16 protein-coding genes and 1 pseudogene are annotated in these 23943 nt (G+C 61.3%); 8 read left to right on the top strand and 9 right to left on the bottom strand.

Going from position 1 to position 23943, the window contains the following annotated elements:
• Window positions 1-89: 89 nt before the first annotated feature.
• A pseudogene (locus tag ACA047_RS25165) lies at window positions 90-1229 on the top strand (HAMP domain-containing protein); the annotation flags it as partial.
• 144 nt (window positions 1230-1373) lie between these two features.
• Window positions 1374-2087 (top strand): methyl-accepting chemotaxis protein, encoded by a 714-nt coding sequence (locus ACA047_RS25160; protein ID WP_497360542.1) that lies wholly within the window; start codon window positions 1374-1376, stop codon window positions 2085-2087.
• A gap of 125 nt (window positions 2088-2212) precedes the next feature.
• Here the strand turns inward: ACA047_RS25160 and ACA047_RS25155 are convergent, their stop codons facing one another.
• The gene (locus ACA047_RS25155; protein ID WP_497354013.1) at window positions 2213-2989 is read right to left on the bottom strand and encodes a TatD family hydrolase; all 777 of its coding nucleotides are present in this window, start codon (window positions 2987-2989) and stop codon (window positions 2213-2215) included.
• A gap of 20 nt (window positions 2990-3009) precedes the next feature.
• A complete protein-coding gene (gene cra, locus ACA047_RS25150) occupies window positions 3010-4005 on the bottom strand; it encodes a catabolite repressor/activator (protein WP_497354011.1) in 996 nt (331 codons plus the stop codon).
• Between the two features lie 288 nt (window positions 4006-4293).
• Between cra and ptsP the strand changes: the two genes are divergently transcribed.
• The 4 genes from ptsP (at window position 4294) to ACA047_RS25130 (ending at window position 11916) form a co-directional block, all read left to right on the top strand.
• A complete protein-coding gene (gene ptsP / locus ACA047_RS25145; RefSeq protein ID WP_497354009.1) occupies window positions 4294-7158 on the top strand; it encodes a phosphoenolpyruvate--protein phosphotransferase in 2865 nt (954 codons plus the stop codon).
• Window positions 7158-8099, top strand: a complete 942-nt coding sequence (pfkB, locus tag ACA047_RS25140; RefSeq protein ID WP_497354007.1) for a 1-phosphofructokinase — start codon at window positions 7158-7160, stop codon at window positions 8097-8099. The genes ptsP and pfkB overlap by 1 nt, the downstream gene beginning before the upstream one ends.
• A 14-nt stretch (window positions 8100-8113) precedes the next feature.
• Window positions 8114-9856: a PTS fructose-like transporter subunit IIB gene (locus tag ACA047_RS25135; protein ID WP_497354005.1), complete on the top strand. Its 1743-nt coding sequence runs from the start codon at window positions 8114-8116 to the stop codon at window positions 9854-9856.
• A 518-nt stretch (window positions 9857-10374) separates the two neighbouring features.
• Window positions 10375-11916 (top strand): alkaline phosphatase D family protein, encoded by a 1542-nt coding sequence (locus ACA047_RS25130; RefSeq protein WP_497354003.1) that lies wholly within the window; start codon window positions 10375-10377, stop codon window positions 11914-11916.
• A 131-nt stretch (window positions 11917-12047) separates the two neighbouring features.
• Here the strand turns inward: ACA047_RS25130 and ACA047_RS25125 are convergent, their stop codons facing one another.
• On the bottom strand, window positions 12048-14573 hold the full coding sequence (locus ACA047_RS25125) for a PepSY domain-containing protein (protein WP_497354001.1): 2526 nt from the start codon (window positions 14571-14573) through the stop codon (window positions 12048-12050).
• A gap of 162 nt (window positions 14574-14735) precedes the next feature.
• A complete protein-coding gene (locus ACA047_RS25120; RefSeq protein WP_497353999.1) occupies window positions 14736-17054 on the bottom strand; it encodes a TonB-dependent receptor in 2319 nt (772 codons plus the stop codon).
• A gap of 209 nt (window positions 17055-17263) precedes the next feature.
• Here ACA047_RS25120 and ACA047_RS25115 point away from each other — a divergent pair, with 209 nt between their 5' ends.
• Both ACA047_RS25115 and ACA047_RS25110 read left to right on the top strand, forming a co-directional pair.
• Window positions 17264-17944, top strand: coding sequence for a Fe2+-dependent dioxygenase (locus ACA047_RS25115; protein ID WP_497353997.1), 681 nt, complete (start codon window positions 17264-17266; stop codon window positions 17942-17944).
• Between the two features lie 57 nt (window positions 17945-18001).
• The gene (locus ACA047_RS25110; RefSeq protein ID WP_497360540.1) at window positions 18002-18769 is read left to right on the top strand and encodes a tetratricopeptide repeat protein; all 768 of its coding nucleotides are present in this window, start codon (window positions 18002-18004) and stop codon (window positions 18767-18769) included.
• Window positions 18770-18779: 10 nt separating this feature from the next.
• On the opposite strand, the gene ACA047_RS25105 is transcribed toward ACA047_RS25110, so the two are convergent.
• The 5 genes from ACA047_RS25105 to ACA047_RS25085 form a co-directional block, all read right to left on the bottom strand.
• Window positions 18780-19820, bottom strand: a complete 1041-nt coding sequence (locus ACA047_RS25105; protein WP_497353995.1) for an alpha-xenorhabdolysin family binary toxin subunit B — start codon at window positions 19818-19820, stop codon at window positions 18780-18782.
• Between the two features lie 71 nt (window positions 19821-19891).
• Complete coding sequence (locus ACA047_RS25100; protein WP_497353993.1) at window positions 19892-20089, bottom strand: hypothetical protein; 198 nt, start codon at window positions 20087-20089, stop codon at window positions 19892-19894.
• A gap of 402 nt (window positions 20090-20491) precedes the next feature.
• Entirely contained in the window at window positions 20492-21655 is a 1164-nt protein-coding gene (locus tag ACA047_RS25095; RefSeq protein ID WP_497353991.1) for a type III PLP-dependent enzyme, read from the bottom strand.
• A gap of 480 nt (window positions 21656-22135) precedes the next feature.
• On the bottom strand, window positions 22136-23293 hold the full coding sequence (locus tag ACA047_RS25090) for an osmoprotectant ABC transporter ATP-binding protein OsmV (RefSeq protein ID WP_497353989.1): 1158 nt from the start codon (window positions 23291-23293) through the stop codon (window positions 22136-22138).
• The gene (locus tag ACA047_RS25085; protein WP_003197757.1) at window positions 23290-23943 is read right to left on the bottom strand and encodes an ABC transporter permease; all 654 of its coding nucleotides are present in this window, start codon (window positions 23941-23943) and stop codon (window positions 23290-23292) included. The genes ACA047_RS25090 and ACA047_RS25085 overlap by 4 nt, the downstream gene beginning before the upstream one ends.

The following is a 23943-nucleotide window of genomic DNA, read 5'->3' as shown; positions in this document are numbered from 1 at the left end:
ATGCTGCCTCTGTGCACCTGCCCATAAAAATAAGAACACTACCGGGAGACTTCCTTGTGAAGAGTTTGCTCTGGCCCGCCGTCGCGTTGATGAATCGCCTGAGCTTCGGCATGAAGTTCAGCCTGATCAGCGTGTTGTTTCTGCTGCCAATGCTGGTGACCAACTTCTTTCTGGTGCGCGATTCCTATCAGGAGCTCCAAGGCACGCACGTGGAGCTGCAAAGCCTCGACCTGCTGGGCAGTAGCCTGACGCTGCGCCGGGACCTGGAAACCCTGAACAACCTGGTGCAAATCAATGCCAGTCTTGGGCAGTCCGGCAAGGCCGGCGACCTGGAAGCGAAGATCGGCACCCTTGAGCAGCAGATCCTCATGCGGCTGCAAGGCATGACGGCCATGGCGGTTGAGCCCGAGCAGCTCAGCGCCTTCGATGCCAAACGCGACGAAATGATTGCTGCTTTCAAGGCCCAGCAGGCCGAAAGCTCTCTGCTCAGCAAAAGTGCGCTGATCGGCAAGTTGCTCAACAGCGCGCAGATGTTCAGCCAGATCATCGCCAGCCAGGCGGGCCTGAGCCGTGACAACCAGAGCGACATCCGTCAGCTCAGTGAACTGATCACCAGCGTGACCCCCAACGTCACCCATATTCTCGGTGAAGGCCGCGCGCTGGGGGCTTCGTCGTTGGGGCTGGGGTTTCTCAATTCGGCGTCGAGCACCCGGTTCGACGAGCTGTTGGGGCAGATCGAAAAGCTCCAGGGTGAATATGGCTTGAAACTGCAAGACGCCCTGGGCTCCAGCCAAGCGGCGGGCCAGGCGCTTGCCGATCAGGCCGAGGGTAGCAAGAGCACCCTCAAGAAGGCCACTGAGCTGATCGAAGAACAGGTGGTGATGGCCGACACCCTTGATGCGCCATGGCCGGCGTTTTACGAACAGGTCAGTGGCCTGATGGAACAGACCTATCGACTGAACGAAGCGACCCAAGGCTTTCTCGGTGTCCAGTTGCAGCAGCGCCTGGAGCAGAACCGCAGCCACATGGTGCTGCAAGCCGTGGCACTGGCGGTGGTGTTTCTGCTGATCTTTTACCTCTACGCCGGCTTCTACGCCTCAACGCGCACCACCCTCCAGCACCTGGGCCAGATGATGGATAAAGTTGCGGCAGGGGACATGACGGTCAATTTCGTGGCCCGCAGCAAAGACGAACTGGGCGAGCTGGGTGAAGTGTTCAACGGCACGGTGGCCAAGATCCATGACCTGATCGAGCAGGTCGGCCGGACCGTCGCCGAAGTCGAACGCCAGGCCGGTCAGGTGGAAACGGTATCGGCCCAGAGCAACCAGGCTGTCGCCGGGCAACGCAGCCAGATCGAACTGGTGGCCACGGCGATGAACCAGATGTCGGCCACGGCCCAGGAAGTGGCCCGCAGTGCCGCCGCCGCGGTCAGCAGCGCCCACAGCGTGAACGACGAAACCCTCAGTGGACGTGGGCTGGTGGAGTCCCAGCAGGGCAGCATCGCCCGATTGGCCAGCGAGATCGATCAGTCGGTGCAGGTGATCAATCAACTGGCGACCGACAGCCAGGGCATCAGCCGCGTGCTGGATGTGATCAAGAGCATCGCCGAACAGACCAACCTGCTGGCGCTGAACGCCGCCATCGAAGCGGCCCGGGCCGGTGAGCAGGGGCGCGGGTTCGCGGTGGTGGCCGACGAAGTGCGGACCCTGGCCAAGCGAACCCAGCAATCAACCGAAGAAATCGAAGTGATGATCACCCGCCTGCACGGCGGTGTGGGCGCCGCCGTCAAGGCCATGGGATCCAGCCATGAGATGGCCAGCGGTACGGTGGGTCAGTCGGAAAAGGTCCAGCAGGCGCTGGAAAATATCCTCGGTGCCGTCGGCATGATCGTCGACCAGAACCAACAGATCGCCGCCGCCGTGGAGCAGCAGACCGCCGTGGCCCACGATATCGACCAGAACATCGTCGAGATCAACCGCGCTGGCGAACGCACCGCCGAAGGCGCGCACCAGACCGAAGATGCCAGCCGTGAGTTGTCCGCCCAGGTGGTGCAGCTCAAGCAGTTGATCAATGCGTTTCGGGTGTAGCTACAGAATGATGCTCACCGCCGAACCAATGTGGGAGCGAGCCTGCTCGCGATAGCGGAGTGTCAGGCAACCTATTTGTCGACTGATGTACCCCTATCGCGAGCAGGCTCGCTCCCACAGGTTTTTTACCAGTTGAACAGTTCGCGGGCGTTGGTCGTGCTGGCCTCGGCCAGTTGCTCTGGGCTGATCGACATAATCCCCGCGAGGGCATCGCAAATGGCCGGCAGGTGCGCCGGGCTGTTGCGTTGGCCGGGGAACATCGCCGGGGCCATGTCCGGTGAGTCGGTTTCCAGCACCACCGCTTCGAGCGGCAGTTTCGCCAGTACCCGGTGCATGCGCAGGGCCTGGGGCCAGGTCGCGGCGCCGCCCAGGCCGAGCTTGAAGCCGAGTCTGATGTATTCGCGGGCCTCCTCAAGGCTACCCGCGAAGGCGTGGATGATCCCCGCGCGCTTGGGGCCAAAGCGCTTGAGGGTCGCAATCACGGCGGCATGGCTGCGGCGCACGTGGATCAGCGCCGGCAGTTCGAACTCCGCCGCCAGTTGCAGTTGCGCCTCGAACAGTGCTTGCTGGCGCTCACGGTCCAGGGTTTGGATGTAGTAATCCAGGCCGATTTCCCCCACTGCACACAATTGCCGATGCCCGGCCAGGCGGGTCAGCCACTGGCGCAGTTGTGCAAGGTCTTCGGGACGATGCTGGTCGAGGTACACCGGGTGCAGGCCCAGCGCGGCGTGCAGGTCCGGGTCGCTTTGCACCAAGTCCCAGACCCGCTGCCAGTTGTCCCGATAGACCCCCAGCACCACCATCTGCCGGACACCCAAGGCGCGACTTTCGGCCAGCAGCGCCGGGCGGTCCGCGTCGAAGTCGGGGAAATCCAGGTGGGTGTGGGTGTCGATCAGCTCCACGGTTCAATCCTGAAGAATGCTCAGCCCTGGTGAATGCGCTGCTTGAATGTCCGTGCAATGGCCTGCACACCGGGCTGGTAGTCATCGTTTTCGATGGCCGCCAATGCCAATTCCAGGGCCTTGGCGGCGATCAGTTGATGTTGCTGGGACATGGCGTTGACCGGCAGCGGTAGGAAATCCAACAATTGTGTGTCACCAAACGTACCCAGGCGCAGCGGTCGCGACTTGAGTGGGAAGTCGTGCAGGGCGTCGAACACCCCTTGCAGCAGCACGTAGGAGGTGGTGATCAGCGCATCGGGCAGATGCCCCAGGCGTGCGAGCATTTCATCCATCAACTGACGGCCGCATTCACGGCTGAACGATTCGCCGTGCTCGATCAACACCTGGCCCTCGAAGCCGGCCAGCGCTTCACGAAAGCCTGCATCCCGTTCCTGGCTGATGCTCAGTTCGGGGCGGGCGCTGATCAGGGCGATTTGCCTGGGCTGCGTCTCCAGCAGGCTGCGGGTCAGTTGCAGGCTGGCCTGGCGGTCATCGCTGATCACCGAGCAGAAATGCGTAGGCTCCATCACCCGGTCGATGGCGATGATGGGAATGCCCTTGGCTTGCAACTGGCGGTAACTGTCGTCACCGGCCGGCAGGCAGCTGGCAACGATCAGCGCATCGCAGCGCCGGGCGCGGAACAGCTGCAACAGTTGCCGCTCGCTTTCGGGCGCGTCGTCGGAACTGGCGATCAGCAACTGATAGCCCCGGGCCCGGGCGCCTTGTTCCAGTAGCTTGGCGATCCGTGCGTAACTGGGGTTTTCCAGGTCCGGCAGGATGAAACCCAGGGTGCGGGTGTGTCGGCTGCGCAGCCCGGCGGCTTGGGGATTGGGCGTGAAGCCATGCTCCTGAACCACCGCGCGCACCCGTTCGACGGTGGCGCTGCTGATGCGTTGCTGTTCGGCCTTGCCATTGATGACATAGCTGGCGGTGGTCACGGACACACCGGCCAACTGGGCAATATCACTGAGTTTCAACCCGGTTTTCCTTATTTTTTCGAGTTTGCCCCGACAATAAGGGCCATCCTACTCGATTCAAGATGATGGTCACCGTTCAAGCGCTTACGACAAGTTGCACTTCAAGGATGAGAGATTATCGAGTAACGTGCCAATCTTTCTAGATTAAACGTTTCAGCAAGCGTATTTTCAAGGTTAGCAGGATTTTTGGCCGTTCTGCCGCGATACCGCCAAAAGTTGTCCTGTAACGCTAAGCTGATTCATTCAAAACAATACCTGGCGCCAACCGGACGCCAAAAAGGAGAAAGCATGCTCGAGCTCACTCTAGAGCAGATATCCATGGCTCAAACGGCTGTGGATAAAGACGCTGCGCTGCAACTGCTCGCTGACAAACTGGTGGCCGATGGCTTGGTGGCTGAGGGTTACCTCGCCGGCTTGCAGGCCCGCGAAACCCAGGGCTCGACCTTTCTTGGCCAAGGTATTGCCATTCCCCACGGCACCCCGCAAACCCGCGATCTGGTTTACTCCACCGGTGTGCGCTTGCTGCAGTTCCCCGAAGGCGTGGACTGGGGCGACGGCCAAATCGTTTACCTGGCCATCGGCATCGCGGCCAAATCCGACGAACACCTGCGCCTGCTGCAACTGCTGACCCGCGCCCTCGGCGAGACAGACCTGGGCGAGGCCCTGCGGCGTGCCGGTTCCGCCGAGGCCTTGTTGAAGCTGCTGCAAGGTGCGCCGCAGGAATTGGCATTGGACGCGCAGATGATCGGTCTCGGTGTGTCGGCTGATGATTTCGAAGAGCTGGTGTGGCGCGGCGCCCGTCTGCTGCGCCAGGCTGACTGCGTGAGTAACGGCTTTGCTGGCGTGTTGCAGCAAGTCGAGGCCTTGCCCCTGGGCGATGGCCTGTGGTGGCTGCACAGCGAACAGACCGTCAAGCGCCCGGGCCTGGCCTTTGTCACCCCGGACAAGCCCATCCGTTACCTGGGTCAACCCTTGAGCGGTCTGTTTTGCCTCGCCAGCCTTGGTGAGGCCCATCAGGCCTTGCTGGAAAGGCTCTGCGCGTTGCTGATCGAAGGCCGCGGCCATGAATTGGGCCGCGCCACCAGCAGCCGCAAAGTGCTGGAAGTGCTGGGCGGCGAGTTGCCCGCCGACTGGCCCAGCGCTCGCATCGGCCTGGCCAATGCCCACGGCTTGCATGCGCGCCCGGCGAAGATCCTCGCGCAATTGGCGAAAAGCTTCGAAGGCGAGATCCGCGTGCGCATTGTCGACGGTCAAGACAGCGCCGTGTCGGTCAAAAGCCTGAGCAAGTTGCTGAGCCTGGGCGCCCGTCGCGGTCAGGTCTTGGAATTCATTGCTGAACCGAGCATTGCCGCCGACGCATTGCCGGCGCTGCTGGCCGCCATTGAAGAAGGCCTCGGCGAAGAGGTCGAACCGTTGCCGCCGCCCAGCGCACCGCGGGAATCCAACCTGGCCGAAGTTGCCACCGTCATGCTGGCGCCCGAATCCGGCAGCCTGATCCAGGCTGTCGCCGCGGCACCGGGCATCGCCATCGGCCCGGCCCACATCCAAGTGCTGCAGGCCATCGATTATCCGCTGCGCGGCGAATCGGCGGCCATCGAGCGCGAGCGCCTGCAAAACGCCTTGAATCAGGTGCGCCGCGATATCGAAGGCCTGGTCGAACGCGCCAAGGCCAAGGCCATCCGCGAAATTTTCATCACCCACCAGGAAATGCTCGACGACCCGGAGCTGACCGACGAAGTCGACACCCGTTTGAAGCTGGGCGAGAGTGCGCAAGCGGCGTGGATGGGCGTGATCGAAGCCGCCGCGAAAGAACAGGAAGCCTTGCAGGACGCACTGCTCGCTGAACGTGCCGCCGACCTGCGAGACGTCGGCCGTCGTGTGCTGGCGCAGCTGTGCGGCGTCGAGACCCCGAACGAACCTGATCAACCGTACATCCTGGTGATGGACGAAGTCGGCCCGTCCGACGTGGCCCGTCTGGACCCAAGCCGCGTGGCGGGGATTCTCACCGCACGTGGCGGCGCCACCGCCCACAGCGCCATCGTCGCCCGGGCCCTGGGCATTCCGGCGTTGGTGGGTGCCGGTGCGGCGGTGTTGCTGCTGGCGCCGGGCACGTCCTTGCTGCTGGACGGTCAGCGCGGTCGCCTGCACGTAGACCCCGACGCTGCCACCCTGCAGCGGGCCGCCGAAGAGCGCGACACCCGCGAGCAGCGCCTCAAGGTCGCCGCGCAGCAGCGTCACCAACCGGCGCAGACCCGTGACGGTCACGCGGTGGAAGTGTTCGCCAACATCGGCGAGAGCGCTGGCGTTGCCAGCGCGGTGGAGCAGGGCGCCGAAGGCATCGGCCTGTTGCGCACCGAACTGATTTTCATGGCCCACACCCAGGCGCCGGACGAAGCGACCCAGGAAGCCGAATACCGCAAGGTGCTCGATGGCTTGGGCGGTCGGCCGCTGGTGGTGCGCACCCTCGACGTGGGCGGCGACAAACCGCTGCCGTACTGGCCGATTGCGAAAGAAGAAAACCCCTTCCTCGGCGTGCGTGGCATTCGCCTGACCTTGCAACGTCCGCAGATCATGGAAGCGCAATTGCGCGCCTTGTTGCGTTCGGCGGATAACCGGCCGCTGCGGATCATGTTCCCGATGGTGGGCAGCGTCGATGAGTGGCGCCAGGCCCGGGCCATGACCGAGCGCCTGCGCCTGGAAATCCCCGTGGCGGATTTGCAACTGGGCATCATGATCGAGATACCGTCCGCCGCGCTGCTGGCGCCGGTCCTGGCCAAGGAAGTCGACTTCTTCAGCGTCGGCACCAACGACCTGACGCAGTACACCCTGGCCATCGACCGGGGTCATCCAACCCTTTCGGCCCAGGCCGATGGCCTGCATCCGGCGGTGCTGCAATTGATCGACATCACCGTGCGTGCCGCCCATGCCCATGGCAAGTGGGTCGGTGTGTGCGGCGAACTGGCGGCCGATCCGCTGGCGGTGCCGGTGCTGGTGGGCCTGGGCGTGGACGAACTCAGCGTCTCGGTCCGCAGCATTGCCGAGGTCAAGGCGCGGGTGCGCGAATTGAGCCTCGCGCAGGTACAAACCCTGGCCCAAGAGGCGTTGGCCGTGGGCAGCGCCGATGACGTGCGCGCATTAGTGGAGGCGCTGTAATGGCGAAGATTCTTACCCTGACCCTCAACCCGGCGCTCGACCTCACGGTGGAACTGACGCGCCTGGAACCGGGCGAGGTCAACCGCAGTGATGCCATGCACAGCCACGCTGCCGGCAAGGGCGTGAACGTGGCCCAGGTGCTGGTCGATCTCGGCCATACGCTGACGGTCAGTGGCTTTCTGGGTGAAGACAACGCCCAGGCGTTCGAGACGCTGTTCACCCAGCGCGGTTTTGTCGATGCTTTTATCCGCGTGCCCGGGGAAACCCGCAGCAACATCAAGCTGGCCGAGCGGGACGGACGCATCACGGACCTCAACGGTCCAGGCCCGGTGGTCGACGCCGTCGCGCAGCAAGCGTTGCTGGAAAAGCTGGAGCAAATCGCCCCCGGCCACGATGTGGTCGTGGTGGCGGGCAGCTTGCCCCGTGGCGTCAGCCCGCAATGGTTGCAGGCGCTGATCGCTCGCTTGAAAAAACTCGGTCTGAACGTGGCCCTCGACACCAGCGGTGAAGCCTTGCGCGTTGCCCTGGCGGCGGGGCCGTGGCTGATCAAGCCGAACACCGAGGAACTGGCCGATGCGCTGGGTTGCGACGTGGTGAGCGAGTTGGCCCAGGCTGAAGCGGCGCAGCGCCTGCATGCCCAGGGCATCGAGCACGTGGTGATTTCCCACGGCGCCGACGGCGTGAACTGGTTCAGTGTCGGTTCGGCGCTGCATGCTTCACCGCCCAAGGTCACCGTCGCCAGCACCGTTGGCGCCGGGGATTCACTGCTGGCCGGCATGTTGCACGGCCTGCTCAGTGCCCACCCCCCGGAGCAGACGCTGCGTACCGCCACGGCCATCGCCGCCATGGCGGTCACACAGATCGGTTTTGGTATTCATGACACCGCGTTGCTGGCGTCGCTTGAACAGGGCGTGCGCGTGCGCCCCCTGACAGAACAATAAGAGGGTTCGCAAGAATGAAATTAGCCATTGTGACGGCCTGCCCGAACGGCATGGTTACCAGTGTGTTGTGCGCCCGTCTGCTGGACGCGGCGGCCCAGCGCCAGGGTTGGAGCACCAGCGTCGAAGTGCATGACGCCGCTCATCCGGAGCGCCAGTTGTCGGCGGCGACCCTTGAAGCGGCCGAGTGGGTATTGCTGGTTGCCAGCGGCCCGGTGGACCTGTCGCGGTTCGTCGGCAAGCGTCTGTTTCGCAGCACTCCGGCCCAGGCCCTGCAAGACGTTGATTCGGTGCTGCGCCGCGGCGCTGAAGAGGCCGAGGTTCTGGCCGAGGCGGATGTTCTCGAGCAAGAGCCGGCGGTCGCGACTGAACGCGCTCCGCGTCTGGTTGCCATCACCGCTTGCCCAACCGGCGTTGCCCACACCTTCATGGCTGCCGAGGCATTGCAGCAGGCCGCGAAGAAACTGGGCTACGACCTGCAACTGGAAACCCAAGGCTCGGTGGGTGCCCGCAACCCGTTGAGCCCCGAGGCCATCGCCGAGGCAGACGTGGTACTGCTGGCCACTGACATCGAAGTGGCCACCGAGCGTTTTGCCGGCAAGAAAATTTACCGCTGCGGCACAGGCATCGCCTTGAAGCAGGCCGAAGCCACGCTGAACAAAGCGTTGGTTGAAGGCCGTCAGGAAAGCGCAGCGAGCGGTGCCACAGGCCCGGCCAAGTCGGAGAAGACCGGCGTCTATAAACATTTGCTCACCGGCGTGTCGTTCATGCTGCCGATGGTGGTGGCCGGTGGTTTGTTGATCGCATTGTCGTTCGTGTTTGGGATTACCGCGTTCAAGGAACCCGGTACGTTGGCGGCGGCGCTGATGCAGATCGGCGGCGACACCGCGTTCAAATTGATGGTGCCGCTGCTGGCCGGTTATATCGCTTATTCCATCGCCGACCGTCCGGGCCTGGCGCCGGGAATGATTGGCGGGATGCTGGCGAGCACCTTGGGCGCCGGGTTTATCGGCGGGATCATTGCCGGTTTCCTGGCCGGTTATGCGGCCAAGGCGATCAACCGTTATGCGCGCCTGCCCCAGAGCCTGGAAGCGCTCAAGCCGATCCTGATCATCCCGTTGCTGGCGAGCCTGTTCACCGGTCTGGTGATGATTTACATCGTGGGTAAACCGGTGGCGGGCATGCTCGAAGCCCTGACCCATTTCCTCGACAGCATGGGCACCGCCAACGCGGTTCTGCTGGGCGTGCTGCTGGGGGCGATGATGTGCGTCGACCTCGGCGGGCCGATCAACAAGGCCGCCTATGCGTTTTCGGTGGGGCTGTTGGCGTCGCAAAGTTATGCACCGATGGCCGCGACCATGGCCGCCGGCATGGTGCCGCCCATTGGCCTGGGCATCGCCACCTTCATCGCGCGCCGCAAATTTGCCCAGACCGAACGCGAGGCCGGTAAAGCGGCGCTGGTGCTGGGTCTGTGTTTCATCTCCGAAGGGGCGATTCCGTTCGCCGCCAAGGACCCGCTGCGGGTGATCCCGGCCAGCATCGCCGGCGGCGCGCTGACCGGTGCATTGTCGATGTACTTCGGTTGTAAACTCATGGCGCCCCATGGCGGCCTGTTCGTGATGCTGATCCCCAATGCCATCAACCATGCGCTGTTGTACTTGCTGGCGATCGTGGCGGGGAGTTTGCTGACGGCGGTGGCGTATGCGCTGCTCAAGCGGCCGGAAGTGGTGGAGATGGCGTTGGAGCCGGCGAAGGCCTGATCACCTTTATTTGAACAATGAAATTCCCCTGTGGGAGCGAGCCTGCTCGCGATAGCGGCCTGATAGCCGGCCGGGATTTTGTTGACTGGGTTGAGTACATATCCGTTGCTGCGGTAACGGCTGCTTAGGGTTCCGCCCTGACGGCGGGTCACTTTCGAAAAGCCGGAAGCCGGCCCAGGCGAAAGTAACCAAAGCGCTTATGCCCCACCACTTGGCACCTCGCCTAGGCTCGGTGTGCCCGAACGCAGGCATTGTTCCGTGGGCCCGCCGCGAAGGGCCATCCATGGCCCAGCGCGGCTACCTCGGCATCCATGCCGAGGTGCCCACTGCGCAATACCTGCGTTCGGCCATCGTGGTTAACGGGGCGCCGAGATTAACGTCCGCCGCGAGGCGGCCTGACAGCCGGCCTGGTTCTTGCGGGTGTACTCCAATCCAATTGTGTGTGGGGTGTTCATGAAACCCCTGTCACACCCGATTAACACAGGCATGCTTAAGTTTTCCCATTTGGGGAGAACACCATGAGCGAATTCGACCTGGGCCGTCGCCGTGTGATGCAGGCCGTGGGCGCGGGGTTGTTGTTGCCGGGGCTGGCGCCGGCGGTGATTGCTTCGGTCAAGGATCGTCCGCTGCTTACCGATGGCGTGCAAGCGGGCGACTTGCAGGGCGACCGGGTGATGATCTGGAGCCGCAGCGACCGTCCGGCGCGCATGGTGGTGGAGTGGGATACCCGCAGCGAATTTCGCAACCCTCGACGTTTTGTCTCGCCACTGGTCGACACTCGCAGCGATTTCACCGCCCGGGTCGAGCTCAACGGCCTGCCCCCTGACCAGGCGATTTTCTACCGCGTGCATTTCGAAGATGCCCAGAGCGGCATTGCCAGCGAACCTTGGCTCGGTCACCTGCGCAGCGTGCCGAAGTTCAAACGCAACATTCGTTTTGTCTGGAGCGGCGATACCGTCGGCCAAGGCTTTGGTATCAACCCGGACATCGGCGGCATGCGCATCTACGAAGCCATGCGCCTGCGCCTGCCAGACTTTTTTATCCACAGTGGCGACACCATTTACGCCGACGGCCCGGTGCCGGCGCAGATCACCACCGAGGGCGGTCGCATCTGGCGCAACCTCACCACCGAAGCCAAGAGCAAGGTCGCCGAGACCCTGGATGAGTATCGCGGCAACTACCGCTACAACCTGATGGATGAGAACGTGCGGCGCTTTAATGCCGAGGTGCCGCAGATCTGGCAATGGGACGACCATGAGGTAGTCAACAACTGGTCACCGGGCAAGCAATTGGATGAGCGCTACCAGAGCAAGGATATCCACAGCCTGGTGGGGCGTGCGCGGCAGGCCTGGCTGGAATACGCGCCGATGCGCTTGCAGAAGGCCGACGGCGGGGGGCGGATCTATCGCAAACTCAGTTACGGTCCGATGTTGGATGTGTTCGTGCTGGACATGCGCAGCTACCGCGAAGCCAACGACGCCAACCTCGGCGCGGCCAAACCCTTCCTCGGCCGCGAGCAGTTGGATTGGCTCAAGCGTGAGTTGAAGCAATCGAGTGCCCAGTGGAAAGTCATTGCCGCGGACATGCCCATCGGCCTGGGCGTGCCCGACGGCGAAGTCAGCCCCGGCGTGCCGCGCTGGGAAGCGGTCGCCAATGGCGACCCGGGCCCGGCCCAGGGGCGGGAATTGGAAATCGCTGAGTTGCTCGGTTATCTGCGCAAGCATCAGGTGCGCAACTACGTCTGGCTCACTGCCGATGTTCACTATTGCGCCGCCCACCAATACCACCCGGAACACGCCGCGTTCCAGGATTTCGAACCGTTCTGGGAGTTTGTCGCCGGGCCGTTGAACGCCGGCAGCTTCGGGCCCAATGCCTTGGACAAGACCTTTGGCCCCGAAGTGGTGTTCCAGAAAGCGCCACCGGCCCAGAACACTTCGCCGTTTGCCGGGTATCAGTTCTTCGGCGAGGTGAACATCGACGGGCAGAGCGGGGAGATGAGCGTGGTGTTGCGGGATCTGGAGGGGGTGGCGGTGTTTGAGCAGAAGTTGCAGCCAGTGTGAATTTCAATCACGCCAGGAATCTTTGTGGGAGCAAAGCTTGCTCGCGATGACGGTATATCTGTCAATAAATTGCTGACTGACAGTCCGCTATCGTGAGCGAGCTTTGCTCCCACAAGCTCAAGATGGGGCTGTCAGTAGACGTCCCGCCGATACCGCCCTTGCTCGATCAACCGCTCCACTTCCTCAGCTCCCAGCACCTCGTTGAGCACTTGGTCCACCCCCGACGCCATGCCCTGCAAGCTGCCGCAGATATAAATCACTGCACCGTCGGCCAGCCATTGCTTGAGCAGCGCCGCCGATTCGCGCAGGCGGTCCTGGACGTAGATTTTCTGTTCCTGATCCCGGGAAAACGCCAGGTCCAGACGCTCCAGGTCACCGGACGTCAGCCATTCGAGCAACTCATCGCGGCAGTGGAAATCATGCTCGCGCTGGCGCTCGCCAAACAGCAACCAGTTGCGTTGCATGCCTTCAGTGACGCGCGCCTTGAGCAGGCTGCGCAGGCCGGCCAGGCCGGTGCCATTGCCTAGCAAGATCATCGGCACGCCCTGGGACGGCAAATGGAAACCACTGTTGCGGCGCACCCGCAGGCTGATGGCACTGCCCAGCGGGGCGTGTTCGGTGAGCCAGCCGGAGCCGACGCCCAGGTTGCCGTCGGCGTGATGTTCCTGGCGCACGATCAGTTCCAGCACGCCATCGGCCGGAATCGAGGCGACGGAATATTCGCGCAGCGCCAGCGGTGCCAGCGCATCCACCAATGCCTGGGCATGCAGGCCCACCAGATGCGCGCGGTTTTCCGGCAACTGGCGGGTGGCCAGGGCCTGATTGAGGCTTTGGGACAAGCCATCGACTTGCACGCGAGCGATCCCCGCGATGCCCAAGCCGTCGAGGAAATGCTCGATGGCCCCCAGGTCATTGCGCGGCAGGACCTCCACCAGGTCACCGGCCAGCCAACTGCTCGGGCCGGGGGCGGTGAGGCCCAGCAGGTAGACGCCCGAGCCGATGCTGTCGGGGTTGAGCAAGGTGCGTTGGCTCAGCGTCCAGTTCTCGAAACTGGGTGCCTGCCAGGTGTCCACCGGGGCCTGGCCCGTCAGTTCAGCCAATTGTTGTTGCCAGTGGCGCAAGGCATAAGGGTCGCCGCTGTCGACTTCCACTGGGGCGAACAGCGTCTTGCCGCCGTGCTCCGCCAGCCAGGTGTGCAGGCGCCGGGCGAAGCCGCAGAAGTTTTCATACTGCCGGTCCCCCAGGCCCAGCACCGAATACTGCAGGCGCTCCAGGCTCAGTGCCTGACCCAGCACCTTGCGCTCGAAACCCCGGGCGCTGTCCGGTCCTTCGCCGTCACCAAAGGTACTGACGACGAACAAGGCGTGGGTGGCGTTGCTCAGGTCCTGCTCGTTGACGCCAGCCAACGGCTGGACCTTCACCGGCAACCCGGCGGCCTGGAGCTGGCCGGCGGTCTGCCAGGCCAGTTGCTCGGCAAAACCGCTCTGGCTGGCGAAGCTGATCAGCCACGCCGGCGCATCGCTTTGATGGGGGGCCAGTTCCTGGCGGGCGTGCTTGACCTGGCGCTTCTTGCGGCGACGGTCCAGGTACAGCAACCAGCCGGTGATGAAGAACAGCGGCATGGTCAGCGCGGCGACTGTCATGAGGATCCGCCCGACCAAGCCGAAATAACTGCCCACATGCAGGGCATAGATGCTGGTCAGCAACTGCGCCTTGAGGCTTTTGTCGCTGTAGCGGTTGTGCCGGCTGACGACGCCGGTGGTCGGGTCGAGCATGATCTGGTTCAGCGCCCGGTCGTGAGGCGAGTTCTTCAGCAGATAGAACACGGTCGCCGGTTGCCCGGCCACGGGCGGCATGCGCACGTTATAGGAGGACAGGTCCGGGCCGGCGGCGCTGTAGATACTGCTCCACATGGCCCGGTAATCGGCCACTGGCGGCGGGCCGATGGGTACCGGGCCGCGATTGCGCACCCGTTCCTCCTTGGGCGAATCGGAGAGCAGGTGGGTCACGCCTTTGTTGTACCAGTCGTAAGACCAGGTCAGCCCGGTCAGTGCGGCCAGCAGATAAAACACCAGGCACCAGGTGCCGGCCACCGAATGCAGGTCCCAGTTGAAGCTGCGGCCTTTTTTCGCCCAATCGAGGGTCAGCCAGGCGCGCCAGCTTTTCCATTGGCGCGGCCAGCGTAGGTAGAGCCCGGACAGGCAGAAAAACACCAGGATCAGCGTGCAGGCACCGGTAATCTGCCGGCCAACATCTTCCATGGCCAGGATGCGGTGCAGCTTGAGCATCAGGCCGAAGAAATCCTGGCCCACCACATCGCCCATGAACTGAGCGTTATAGGGGTTGAAGTAGCGCATCGACCCACGTTTTTCCCCGGGCGGGGCGGTGAATATCACCCGTGCGGCGTTGCCGCTGTCGGTCTCGACCCAGAGCATGGCGACGGTTTTGCCGGAGGCGGTTTCGATCTGTTCCACCAGTTCGGCAGGCGGCAAGACGCCGGCCGGTTGTTTCTCGACCGTCAGTACCTGCGGGTTCAACGCCCGCAGGATCTCGTCCTGGAACGACACCGCAGCGCCAGTAACGCCCATAAAGGCCAGGACCAGCCCGGCACTGATGCCGAAAAACCAGTGCAACTGGAACAGGGTTTTCTTCAACACGTCGCCCGCCTTTCATTCATTACTGTTCATCACGGCGTGCATTATGCCGTGTGTTATCGAGAAGCATTCATAAACACACATAAAAGCCCCGATCATTTTCATGAGCGGGGCATGCGTCCTTGTTTGATCGTTCCCACGCTCCTGCGTGGGAATGCCGCCCGGTTAGAAATGGAAGTTGGTGCTCAGCAACGCAGTGCGCCCGGCCGCCTGGTTGGCAAAGTGGTTCCCGAGCGCTTTGTCGTAGTAGGTTTCGTCCGTCAGGTTTTGCACGTTGAGTTGCAGGTCCAGGTGCTTGCTGACCTTGTAGTTGGCCATGGCGTCGTAGCGCACGTAAGAATCGACCATGGTGGTGTTGGCCACGTTGCCGAATACGTCGTCAACGTAGAAGGCTCCGCCGCCGATGGTCAGCTTCGACGTGAGCGCATACGTGGTCCAGACGCTGGTGCTGTTCTTCGGTGTGTTCGGCAGTTCGTTGCCGTCGGTGACGCTCATTGGGCCGCCATCGACCTGTTTGCTGTCCAGGTAGCTGTAGCCGGCGAACACCTGCCATTTATCCGTGATCTTGCCGCTGGCTGACAGCTCGATGCCGTCGACACGGGTTTTGCCGGCGTTCTCGTAGGTTGTGGTGTCGACCTGGACCCGGGCGTTCTCTTTCTCGGTGCGGAAAATCGCAGCGGTCAGCGAGAGGCGGCTGTTGAGCAAGTCCCACTTGGTGCCGATTTCGTAGTTCTTGGTGGTTTCCGGCTCCATGTCGCTCTTGAGCAGGTTGCCGTTGCGGTCCGGCGTGCCGCCCAGCGGATTGCCTTCCTGGCCTTCACCGACCATGTTGCCCGGCGGTGTGGCTGAAGTGGCATAGGAGGCGTAGAGGCTGCCGTTATCGGCCGGTTTCCAGACCAGACCCAACTGGCCGGTGACGAACTCGCTGGTGTCATCGCCCTTGGACGTGGTGGTGCCGGCGGCGTTGTAGGTGTTGTACTTCGTGTCGAAGTGGTCGTAGCGCAGGCCCATGTTCAGCAGCCATTGCGGCGTCAGTTCCAGGGTGTCGAACACATAGAGCGCGCGGGTGACGCTGGTGGTGTCGGTGCCGGCGTAGTTGCGCGTAATTGTGCCGTTCCACGGGTCATCCGGGTTCGGATTGGACAGCGAGGTGCAGTTGTAGCCGCTCGACGAACCGATCATCGACGGGGTGCAGTTGGTGTTCGCGGCAGTGGTGCCCGGCACGGTGTCGGTGTTGACGGTGTAGGAGGATTTTTCGCCTGTCTCGCGGCTTAACTCGATACCGGTGGAGAAGCTGTTCTTGAACCCGGCGAGGTAGAAGTCACCGAACAGATCGGTCTGATTGGTGGTGGTATCGACGTTGCTGACCCGGGTGTTGACCCGACGCCAGACGGTGCCGTTGTTGACGTTGCCCTTGCTGTCGTCGGGCTGGGTCAGGATGTAGTCCTGCATGCTGGAGCCGTGTCGCAGGGTGTTTTTGACCGTCAGCGCATCGCTCAGGTCGTGCTCGATGGCGAAGGTCGCGGTGTCGGTGCGGGTCTTGCGAAAGTCGCGGTCGGTGAGGCCGTAGAAGTTGCTGCTGTCGCCGCCGGCGTAGGGTTTGTCCGGGTTGGATTTGCTGCGGTCGGCTGTCGCACCCGAGGCGGGCATGGTGTAGGGGATGCCAGCGTCCGGCAGGTCATTGCTTTCCAGATGGTAGTAATCGAGGTTGACCCGGGTGTCGGTGCCCAGGCCAAACGCCAGCGACGGCGCGATGCCCCAGCGGTCGTAATTGACCTTGTCGCGGCCGGCGACGTTGCTTTCGTGGCTCATCAGGTTGAGGCGGCCGGCGGCGGTGTCGCTGAACTGATAGTTGCCGTCCAGGGTGTAGCGCTGGGTTTGGTCCGAACCCCAGGTGAAACCGCCATCGAAGCTGTCACCCAGGTGAGCTTTCTTGCTGATCAGATTGATCGTGCCGCCCGCGGCGCCACGACCGCCGATGGCCGAGTTCGGGCCCTTGCTGACTTCAATGGACTCCACGGCGAAAATTTCGCGGCTTTGCGAGCCGGTGTCGCGCACGCCATCGAGGTAGGTATCGCCTTGGGCATCGAAGCCGCGAATGAACGGGCGGTCGCCCTGGGGGTTGCCGCCTTCACCGGCGCCGAAGGTGATACCAGGCACGGTGCGCAACGCATCCTGCATATTGAGCGCACCAGTGTCCTTGAGCACCTGCTGCGGAATGACTGTCACCGAGCGCGGGGTGTCTACCAGCGGTGCGGTGTACTTCGGGGAAGAGGCTTTTTCGACCTGGTAGGAAGTCGTGCCCTGAGCTTCACCGGTGATGCTGGTGGCATCCAGGGAAATGGTATCGCGCGGGGCTTTTTCGTCGGTGTTCTGCGCCGCTTGGGCCACCTGTGCAGCGGACGTCGCACTGAGGGCGACGCCGATGGCGGATGCCAGCAAACGTGGTGAATTGACCGGTGATTGTTGTGGTTGACGCGACATGAATATTTCCCTTCCCCAAGGATTTGAGGTCGCGGAATATAGGGTAAACAGGTCTTTGTATCAATTGAGAAATATTACTATTTGCGAGGAATTTACATTCTTTACAGTTTGCCTTTACGATTTTGGTCGAGTGATACGTCGCAGGGGTTGTGCACAGTCAATAAGAATCACTACCATTGGCGCTCGATTTATCCACAGGTTCGAATGCCATGTTGCTGCACATTCCCGGCGTGTTTTCTCCTGAAGAAGTGCAGCACATCCGCGAGGCGCTGGAACAGGCCGAGTGGGCAGACGGCAAGATCACCGCCGGTTATCAATCGGCCAAGGCCAAGCACAACCTGCAACTGCCCGAGGGCCATCCCCTGGCCAAGGAAATCGGCGCGGCGATGCTTGAGCGGCTGTGGAAAAACCCTTTGTTCATGTCAGCGGCGTTACCGCACAAAGTGTTCCCTCCGCTGGTGAACTGCTACACCGCCGGCGGCAGTTTTGACTTTCATATCGACAACGCCGTACGCCAGCCCAAGGGCAGTGCCGAACGGGTACGCACCGACCTGTCGGCAACCCTGTTCTTCAGCGACCCGCAGGACTACGACGGCGGCGAGCTGGAGATCCAGGACACCTACGGTATCCAGCGGGTCAAGTTGCCGGCCGGGGACATGGTGTTGTATCCGGGCACCAGCCTGCACAAGGTCAACGCCGTCACTCGCGGCGCACGCTACGCGTCGTTCTTCTGGACCCAGAGCCTGGTGCGCGAAGACAGCCAGCGGGCGTTGCTGTTTGAGATGGACGGTGCGATCCAGCAGCTGACCCAAGACCTGCCCGACCACCCTTCGTTGATTCGCCTCACCGGCACCTATCACAACCTGTTGCGCCGCTGGGTTGAGGTGTAAGTGGCGGATTTTCGTCTGCGCCGTGAGGAAGTGCTCGACGGCGAGGGTCTCAAAGCCATGCTCTACGAAAGCCCGGCGCGAGCGGCCCAGGCGATTCTGCTCGGCGCTCGCGAAGGCGTGCTCGATGCCCAGGCATTGCTGGGGCAGATTCTGCTCGACGGCCAGGGCATCGCGCAGGACCAACCGCTGGCCATGCGTTGGTTCGCCATCGCCGCCCGGCGAGGGCATTTGATGGCGCGCAACATGCTGGGGCGCTGCCATGAGCACGGTTGGGGCTGCACCGCCGATGCTTCGATAGCCGCCGGGCATTATCGCCAGGCCGCCGAGGCGGGGCTGGATTGGGCGATGTACAACTACGCCAATCTGTTGGCGACCGGGCGAGGCGTGATGGAGGATCAGACGCAAGCGTTGAGTTTCTATCGTCGCGCGGCCGAGCTGGGCCATGCGAAGTCGATGAACCTGCTGGGGCGTTATCTGGAGGATGGGCTTCATTGCCCGGCGGATCCGGTTGCGGCCGTGGCCTGGTATCGGCGTTCGGCTGAGGGTGGGGATTTCAGGGGGCAGTTCAGTTACGCCGCGGTGTTGGCCGAAGAGGGGCGTATCGAGCAAGCGTTGGACTGGCTGCGCAAGGCGTTGGCCGGTGGCAACAGCAGCTTCTTGCAAGTGTGCAGCGAAGCGTTACTCAAGGCGCGCCATCCGGACATTCGTGGCATGGCCGGGGCTTATGAATGGCGTCTGTCTGAGCTACTCAGGGAGCAACGACCGCTCTTGGCAAGTATGCCGGCCGGTGCGCGAATGACCGGCATACCCCCCGCCCGACACTAGGGTGGCTTGCTTAGCCTCGCAACCAATGACGCCGCATGGCCTGCAGATAGTCGCGTAGGGAAGGAGAGTGCTCAATCAGCCGTTGAGCGGTCTTGGTAAGACTCTCATTGGGTACGGGCGCGATAGTTTTCAGAAACGACCCCAGCGTTTCAATGTGTTTTCCCGTTTCGTCCAAGTAAGCGCGTTGATGAGGTACGACGCTCTGTGCATCCGTCAGTTGCAGGGTCTTGCTGGCATTGTCCTTGAGTTGTGCTTGCAGAGAATGGACTCTCTGCTTGCGAGCGCTGATTCGGCTTTGAAGGGTTTCGCGGGCCTTGAGCAGATCTTTGTATTTGGCCAATTCGTTTGCTTCGTCCAACACCTTGAACACCACTTCCACCGCCGCTTGGATCGCCATGGCCTGCGGGGCCTGGCCGTTGGCGATGAGCCCTGACAACTGTTGCAGCAGCGGTTTCAAACGGTCATAAGAGCTTTTACCTTCAAACAGAGCAATCGCTTCATTCAAGATTTTCTCGTCGGTGACAAGCACGTTTAAAGGACCTTGTTCGGCGCTGAGTTCCGTGTCCAGCCGGCTGAGGTTTTTTCCAAGTTCGACGAGTCGGAAACGGTTGTTAGTGATGGTTGCGCTTTCTACGTTAGAAAGGCTTGAAAAAACTTCCGTATACACCTGGGTAAGACGGTCGGCGCAAAGTTCGATTGCTTTACTAAGGGTGCCCTCGTAGTTTTTAACCGCTTCCATCTTGCTGTTTTCCGGGCTGTTGCGGGAAAGCTGATTGAGCGCCTCCAGGCTAAACATCAGGGCATCTGTCTCCAAAGCGATGCTGGCGGAAGCTATCGAATTTGAAACCTGCTGGTCCGATGCAGTGATAGTGGCGTTCAGGTTAATAAGCTCTTCGCCCAGCGCCCTGATATAAATATTGGCAGAGCCGACAAGCGCTTGATCGCGAATACTGTCACGGCTGTGACCGATAACTTCGAAGTTTGGCAGCACATAATTAATAGCAGTCATGGAAAGTCCTTTTTCTGACGAATCTTTCTTGAAATTTTTCACAAGAAGCTCGCTGTGAGTGCTGCTAAGCTTCTTCTCTGCAATAGAGTCTGCGATAAATTTAAGGGACTCCTTTATCGAGGTGAATCGTTTTTACCTTCGCTGCCAATTTCAAGCGACGGAAGTTTCTCGATGTCCTCCTTGTTCAGCTGCTCCACTGTACCAAGGTAGTCCTGATACCCAGGTAATGTCATTACCGCGTCAACAATGCCTTGGCCGTATTCGATCAAATCTACAGAAAACGTCTCCAGGTTGCTTGCCACCCATTTCATGGAAATTTCGACGTCATTCCATGAGTTGGCGTTGGCTACTATTTTTTGATAAAGGTCGAGTAGGTCTGAAGGTTCCAGGCCGTTAATATCGGTCTTATCGGTTTTAATTTACTGTTGAACAGTCTCAAGAGTTCGCGGAAGCGTTTGGGCTTCGGTCACGTAGGATCTAATTCGCCTTGCATCATTTTTAGTGATGTACGGTACCGCCGTGTTGATGTTCGATAACATGTTCTAATTCCTTTTAGTTTGCATGTAGGAGTGCCGATATTAGGTTTGTTTTTTTAGGCCGTACAGGCTTGGACTGTAACGCTATTTATGTATTTCGATGTGTTTTCGGGTGGCTGGTTTTTAAGCATAAAAAACCCGTGGCGAGCCACGGGTTTTAACTTTGTTACTTGGTCGTTACACGTAAAACGACTTCAGCGGTGGAAAGCCATTGAACTCAACCGCGCTATAACTGGTGGTGTAAGCACCGGTCGACAGCCAGTACAGACGATCACCGATGGCCAGGTTCAGTGGCAAACCGTACTTGTAGTTTTCGTACATGATGTCGGCGCTGTCGCAGGTAGGACCGGCGATGACCACTTCTTCCATCTCGCCTTTCTTCTCGGTCCAGATCGGGAACTTGATGGCTTCGTCCATGGTTTCGATCAAACCGGAGAATTTGCCCACATCCGTGTACACCCAACGCTCGACGGCGGTACGGGATTTACGCGCCACCAGCACCACTTCGCTGACCAGGATGCCCGCGTTGGCGATCAACGAACGGCCCGGCTCCAGGATGATTTCCGGCAGATCGTCGCCGAAGTCTTCCTTGAGGAAGCGGATGATTTCCTGGGCGTAGGTTTCCAGGCTGTTGGTGCGGGTGATGTAGTTGGCCGGGAAGCCGCCGCCCATGTTGATCAGCTTCAATACGATGCCATCTTCTTCTTTCAGACGCTCGAAGATGACTTTGACCTTGGCAATCGCCGCGTCCCAGACACTGATGTCGCGCTGTTGCGAGCCGACGTGGAACGAAATGCCGTACGGCACCAGGCCCAGGTCACGCGCCAGGATCAGCAGGTCCATGGCCATGTCGGTCTGGCAGCCGAATTTGCGCGACAGTGGCCAGTCAGCGGTGGTCGAGCCTTCGGTGAGAATGCGCACATAGACTTTCGAACCCGGCGCGGCCTTGGCGATGTTACGCAAGTCGGCTTCGGAGTCGGTGGCGTACAGGCGCACGCCCTTCTCGTAGAAGTAGCGGATGTCTCGGGATTTCTTGATGGTGTTGCCGTAGCTGATTTGATCCGGGCCCACGCCACGGCTCATGACCTTATCGAGCTCATAGATCGAGGCGATGTCGAAGTTCGAGCCTTTTTCCTTGAGCAGGTCGATGATTTCCACCGCCGGGTTGGCCTTGACGGCGTAGTAAACCTTGGCGAAATCGAAACCGGCGCGCAGGTCGTCATAGGCCTGGGAGATCATCGCGGTGTCGATCACCACGAATGGGGTTTCCTGCTTGTCGGCGAACGCTTTCATTTTCTGGAAGGTTTCGCGCGCGAAATAATCTTCGACCTGGATCGACATACGGTGGGACTCCTACTGGCAAACATCAAGATCAATGGGTGTGAGGGCAAGCAACCCTCGTGAACGTCCTCCGTATCCCCACTTTGGTTCGCCTACTTCCCAAGGCATGTCGCCGAAAGCAAAAAGGCCACGGGATGCGTGATTCCCTTGGCCTTGCTGTCTCGTCGTCAGTACTTGAGCCGGATGGATCGTTTCCAGCATGGACGTTCGGCGCGAACTTTAGGGCGTGAGGGGCCTGAGATCAACTAAAAATGTCGCGTTTTTGCACGCGTCTGTCGTGCGGCCCGCGACAGCCCATGATGTAACCGACCTGCGTGACAGATTGATGTTCCCGTTGAAGTTGTTTTTGAGGTGTTTCAGGGGCATTTGTGGTGCCCCATTCGCGAGCAAGCCCGCTCCCACACTGGCCCGCGTTCAACCACAAAATAATACGCTGACGCAGATCTAATGTGGGAGCGGGCTTGCTCGCGAAGGCGTCAGTCAGGCCAACGCTGTTTCGGCGGGCGAAACGATACTGGTCTTACCCCCACGAGACTTGCCTGAACTCAAGTACTCGGCAATCGATTCCTGCGTCACCTCCCCCAGGAACACCCGCTCGGCATCCATCACCGGCAGCCACGAACGGTTGAATTCGTACATGCGCGACAGCAGGATCCGCAAGTGCTCGTCGTAGGCTGCCGTGGAATTGAATTCACGCAGGAACTGCGCGCAGGTACCGGTCTGACGGTGCAGGTCGCGACGTCGTACATACCCCAGGGCCTTGTTCTCGGCACAAGTGACCACCACATAACGACGGTCATGTTCGTCCATCAACTCCAGCGCGTCGGCCACCGGTGTCTCGGGGCTGACCGATGGGGCGTTGTCCGCCGCGTCTTCGGCCTTGACCAGCAACAATCGCTTGAGCGTGCTGTCCTGACCGACGAAATTGCTGACAAACTCGTCGGCGGGATGCGCCAGCAGCGTGTCCGGGTGGTCGCACTGGATCAGCTTGCCGGCGCGGAAAATTGCAATCTTGTCCCCCAGCTTGATGGCTTCGTCGATGTCGTGGCTGACCATGATCACCGTCTTGTTCAGCGCCCGCTGCATTTCAAAAAACTCGTTCTGGATCATCTCGCGGTTGATCGGGTCCACCGCACCGAAGGGTTCGTCCATCAACAGCAACGGCGCGTCGGCCGCCAGGGCACGGATCACGCCGATCCGTTGCTGCTGGCCCCCCGACAGTTCACGGGGGTAGCGATGCAGATACTGCTTGGGTTCGAGCTTGATCATGCTCATCAACTCGCGGGCGCGGTCGTGGCATTTCTGCTTGTCCCAGCCCAACAGGCGCGGGACCACGGTGATGTTTTCTTCGATGGTCATGTTCGGGAACAGGCCGATCTGCTGGATCACGTAGCCGATGTTGCGGCGCAGGGTCACCTCGTCCAAACCGGTGGTGTCTTCGCCGTTGATCAACACCTTGCCCGAGGTGGGCGGGATCAGGCGATTGATCATCTTCAGCGTGGTGCTTTTGCCGCAGCCCGACGGCCCGAGGAACACGCAGATCTCGCCTTCGTTGACGGTCAGGTTCACCGAGTCCACGGCCTTGACGTCTTTGCCGTTGCTCTTGAAGGTTTTGCTGAGGTTTTGAAGTTCGATCATTTGAGGAGTCCTTTTGGAGTCAGCGAGCGTTGCAGCCATTGCAGAAGCAGGTCGGCGAAGATGGCCAGGAGGCTGACCAGCACGGCGCCGACGATCAGCATCGACATGTCGCTGCGGCTGATGGAAGCGAGGATGAGCACGCCCAGGCCACCGGCGCCGATGGTGGCGGCGATGGTCATGACGCCGATGTTCATGACTACGGCGGTGCGCACGCCGGCCAGGATCACCGGCACGGCGATGGGCAGTTCGACCATGCGCAGGCGCTGGCCGAAGGTCATGCCGATGCCACGGGCGGCTTCACGGATGCCGGGTTCCACGCCGGTCAGGGCCAGGTAGGTGTTACGCATGATGGGCAGCAGGGAATAAAGAAACACGGCGGTGATCGCCGGCATCGGCCCCAGGCCCTGGCCAAATTTGGAATAGAACGGCAGTAACAGGCCGAACAGTGCAATCGACGGAATCGTCAGCAGCACCGTCGCGCTGGCCTGCAAGGGGCCGGCCAGTGCCGGGAAGCGGGTCATGAAAATGCCCAGCGGCACACCGACCACAATTGCCAGGGTCACGGCGATGCCCACCAGGGTGATGTGCTGCCAGGTCAGGTGCAGCACCAGCGGCCAGTCCAGATGGGAAAAGGCGTCAAGAAAATCCAT

The sequence above is a fragment of the Pseudomonas sp. LBUM1664 genome (assembly GCF_059695895.1).
This window is presented reverse-complemented; position numbering and strand designations above follow the sequence as displayed.

Bases quoted from the DNA above. Each gene is read 5' to 3' on its own strand.
- ACA047_RS25085 (WP_003197757.1), bottom strand. From the start codon at position 23,943: ATGGATTTTCTTGACGCCTTTTCCCATCTGGACTGGCCGCTGGTGCTG.
- ACA047_RS25090 (WP_497353989.1), bottom strand. From the start codon at position 23,293: ATGATCGAACTTCAAAACCTCAGCAAAACCTTCAAGAGCAACGGCAAA.
- ACA047_RS25095 (WP_497353991.1), bottom strand. From the start codon at position 21,655: ATGTCGATCCAGGTCGAAGATTATTTCGCGCGCGAAACCTTCCAGAAA.
- ACA047_RS25130 (WP_497354003.1), top strand. From the start codon at position 10,375: ATGAGCGAATTCGACCTGGGCCGTCGCCGTGTGATGCAGGCCGTGGGC.
- ACA047_RS25160 (WP_497360542.1), top strand. From the start codon at position 1,374: ATGAACCAGATGTCGGCCACGGCCCAGGAAGTGGCCCGCAGTGCCGCC.
- pfkB (WP_497354007.1), top strand. From the start codon at position 7,158: ATGGCGAAGATTCTTACCCTGACCCTCAACCCGGCGCTCGACCTCACG.
- ACA047_RS25135 (WP_497354005.1), top strand. From the start codon at position 8,114: ATGAAATTAGCCATTGTGACGGCCTGCCCGAACGGCATGGTTACCAGT.
- ACA047_RS25110 (WP_497360540.1), top strand. From the start codon at position 18,002: ATGCTCTACGAAAGCCCGGCGCGAGCGGCCCAGGCGATTCTGCTCGGC.
- ACA047_RS25115 (WP_497353997.1), top strand. From the start codon at position 17,264: ATGTTGCTGCACATTCCCGGCGTGTTTTCTCCTGAAGAAGTGCAGCAC.
- ACA047_RS25120 (WP_497353999.1), bottom strand. From the start codon at position 17,054: ATGTCGCGTCAACCACAACAATCACCGGTCAATTCACCACGTTTGCTG.
- ptsP (WP_497354009.1), top strand. From the start codon at position 4,294: ATGCTCGAGCTCACTCTAGAGCAGATATCCATGGCTCAAACGGCTGTG.
- ACA047_RS25100 (WP_497353993.1), bottom strand. From the start codon at position 20,089: ATGAAATGGGTGGCAAGCAACCTGGAGACGTTTTCTGTAGATTTGATC.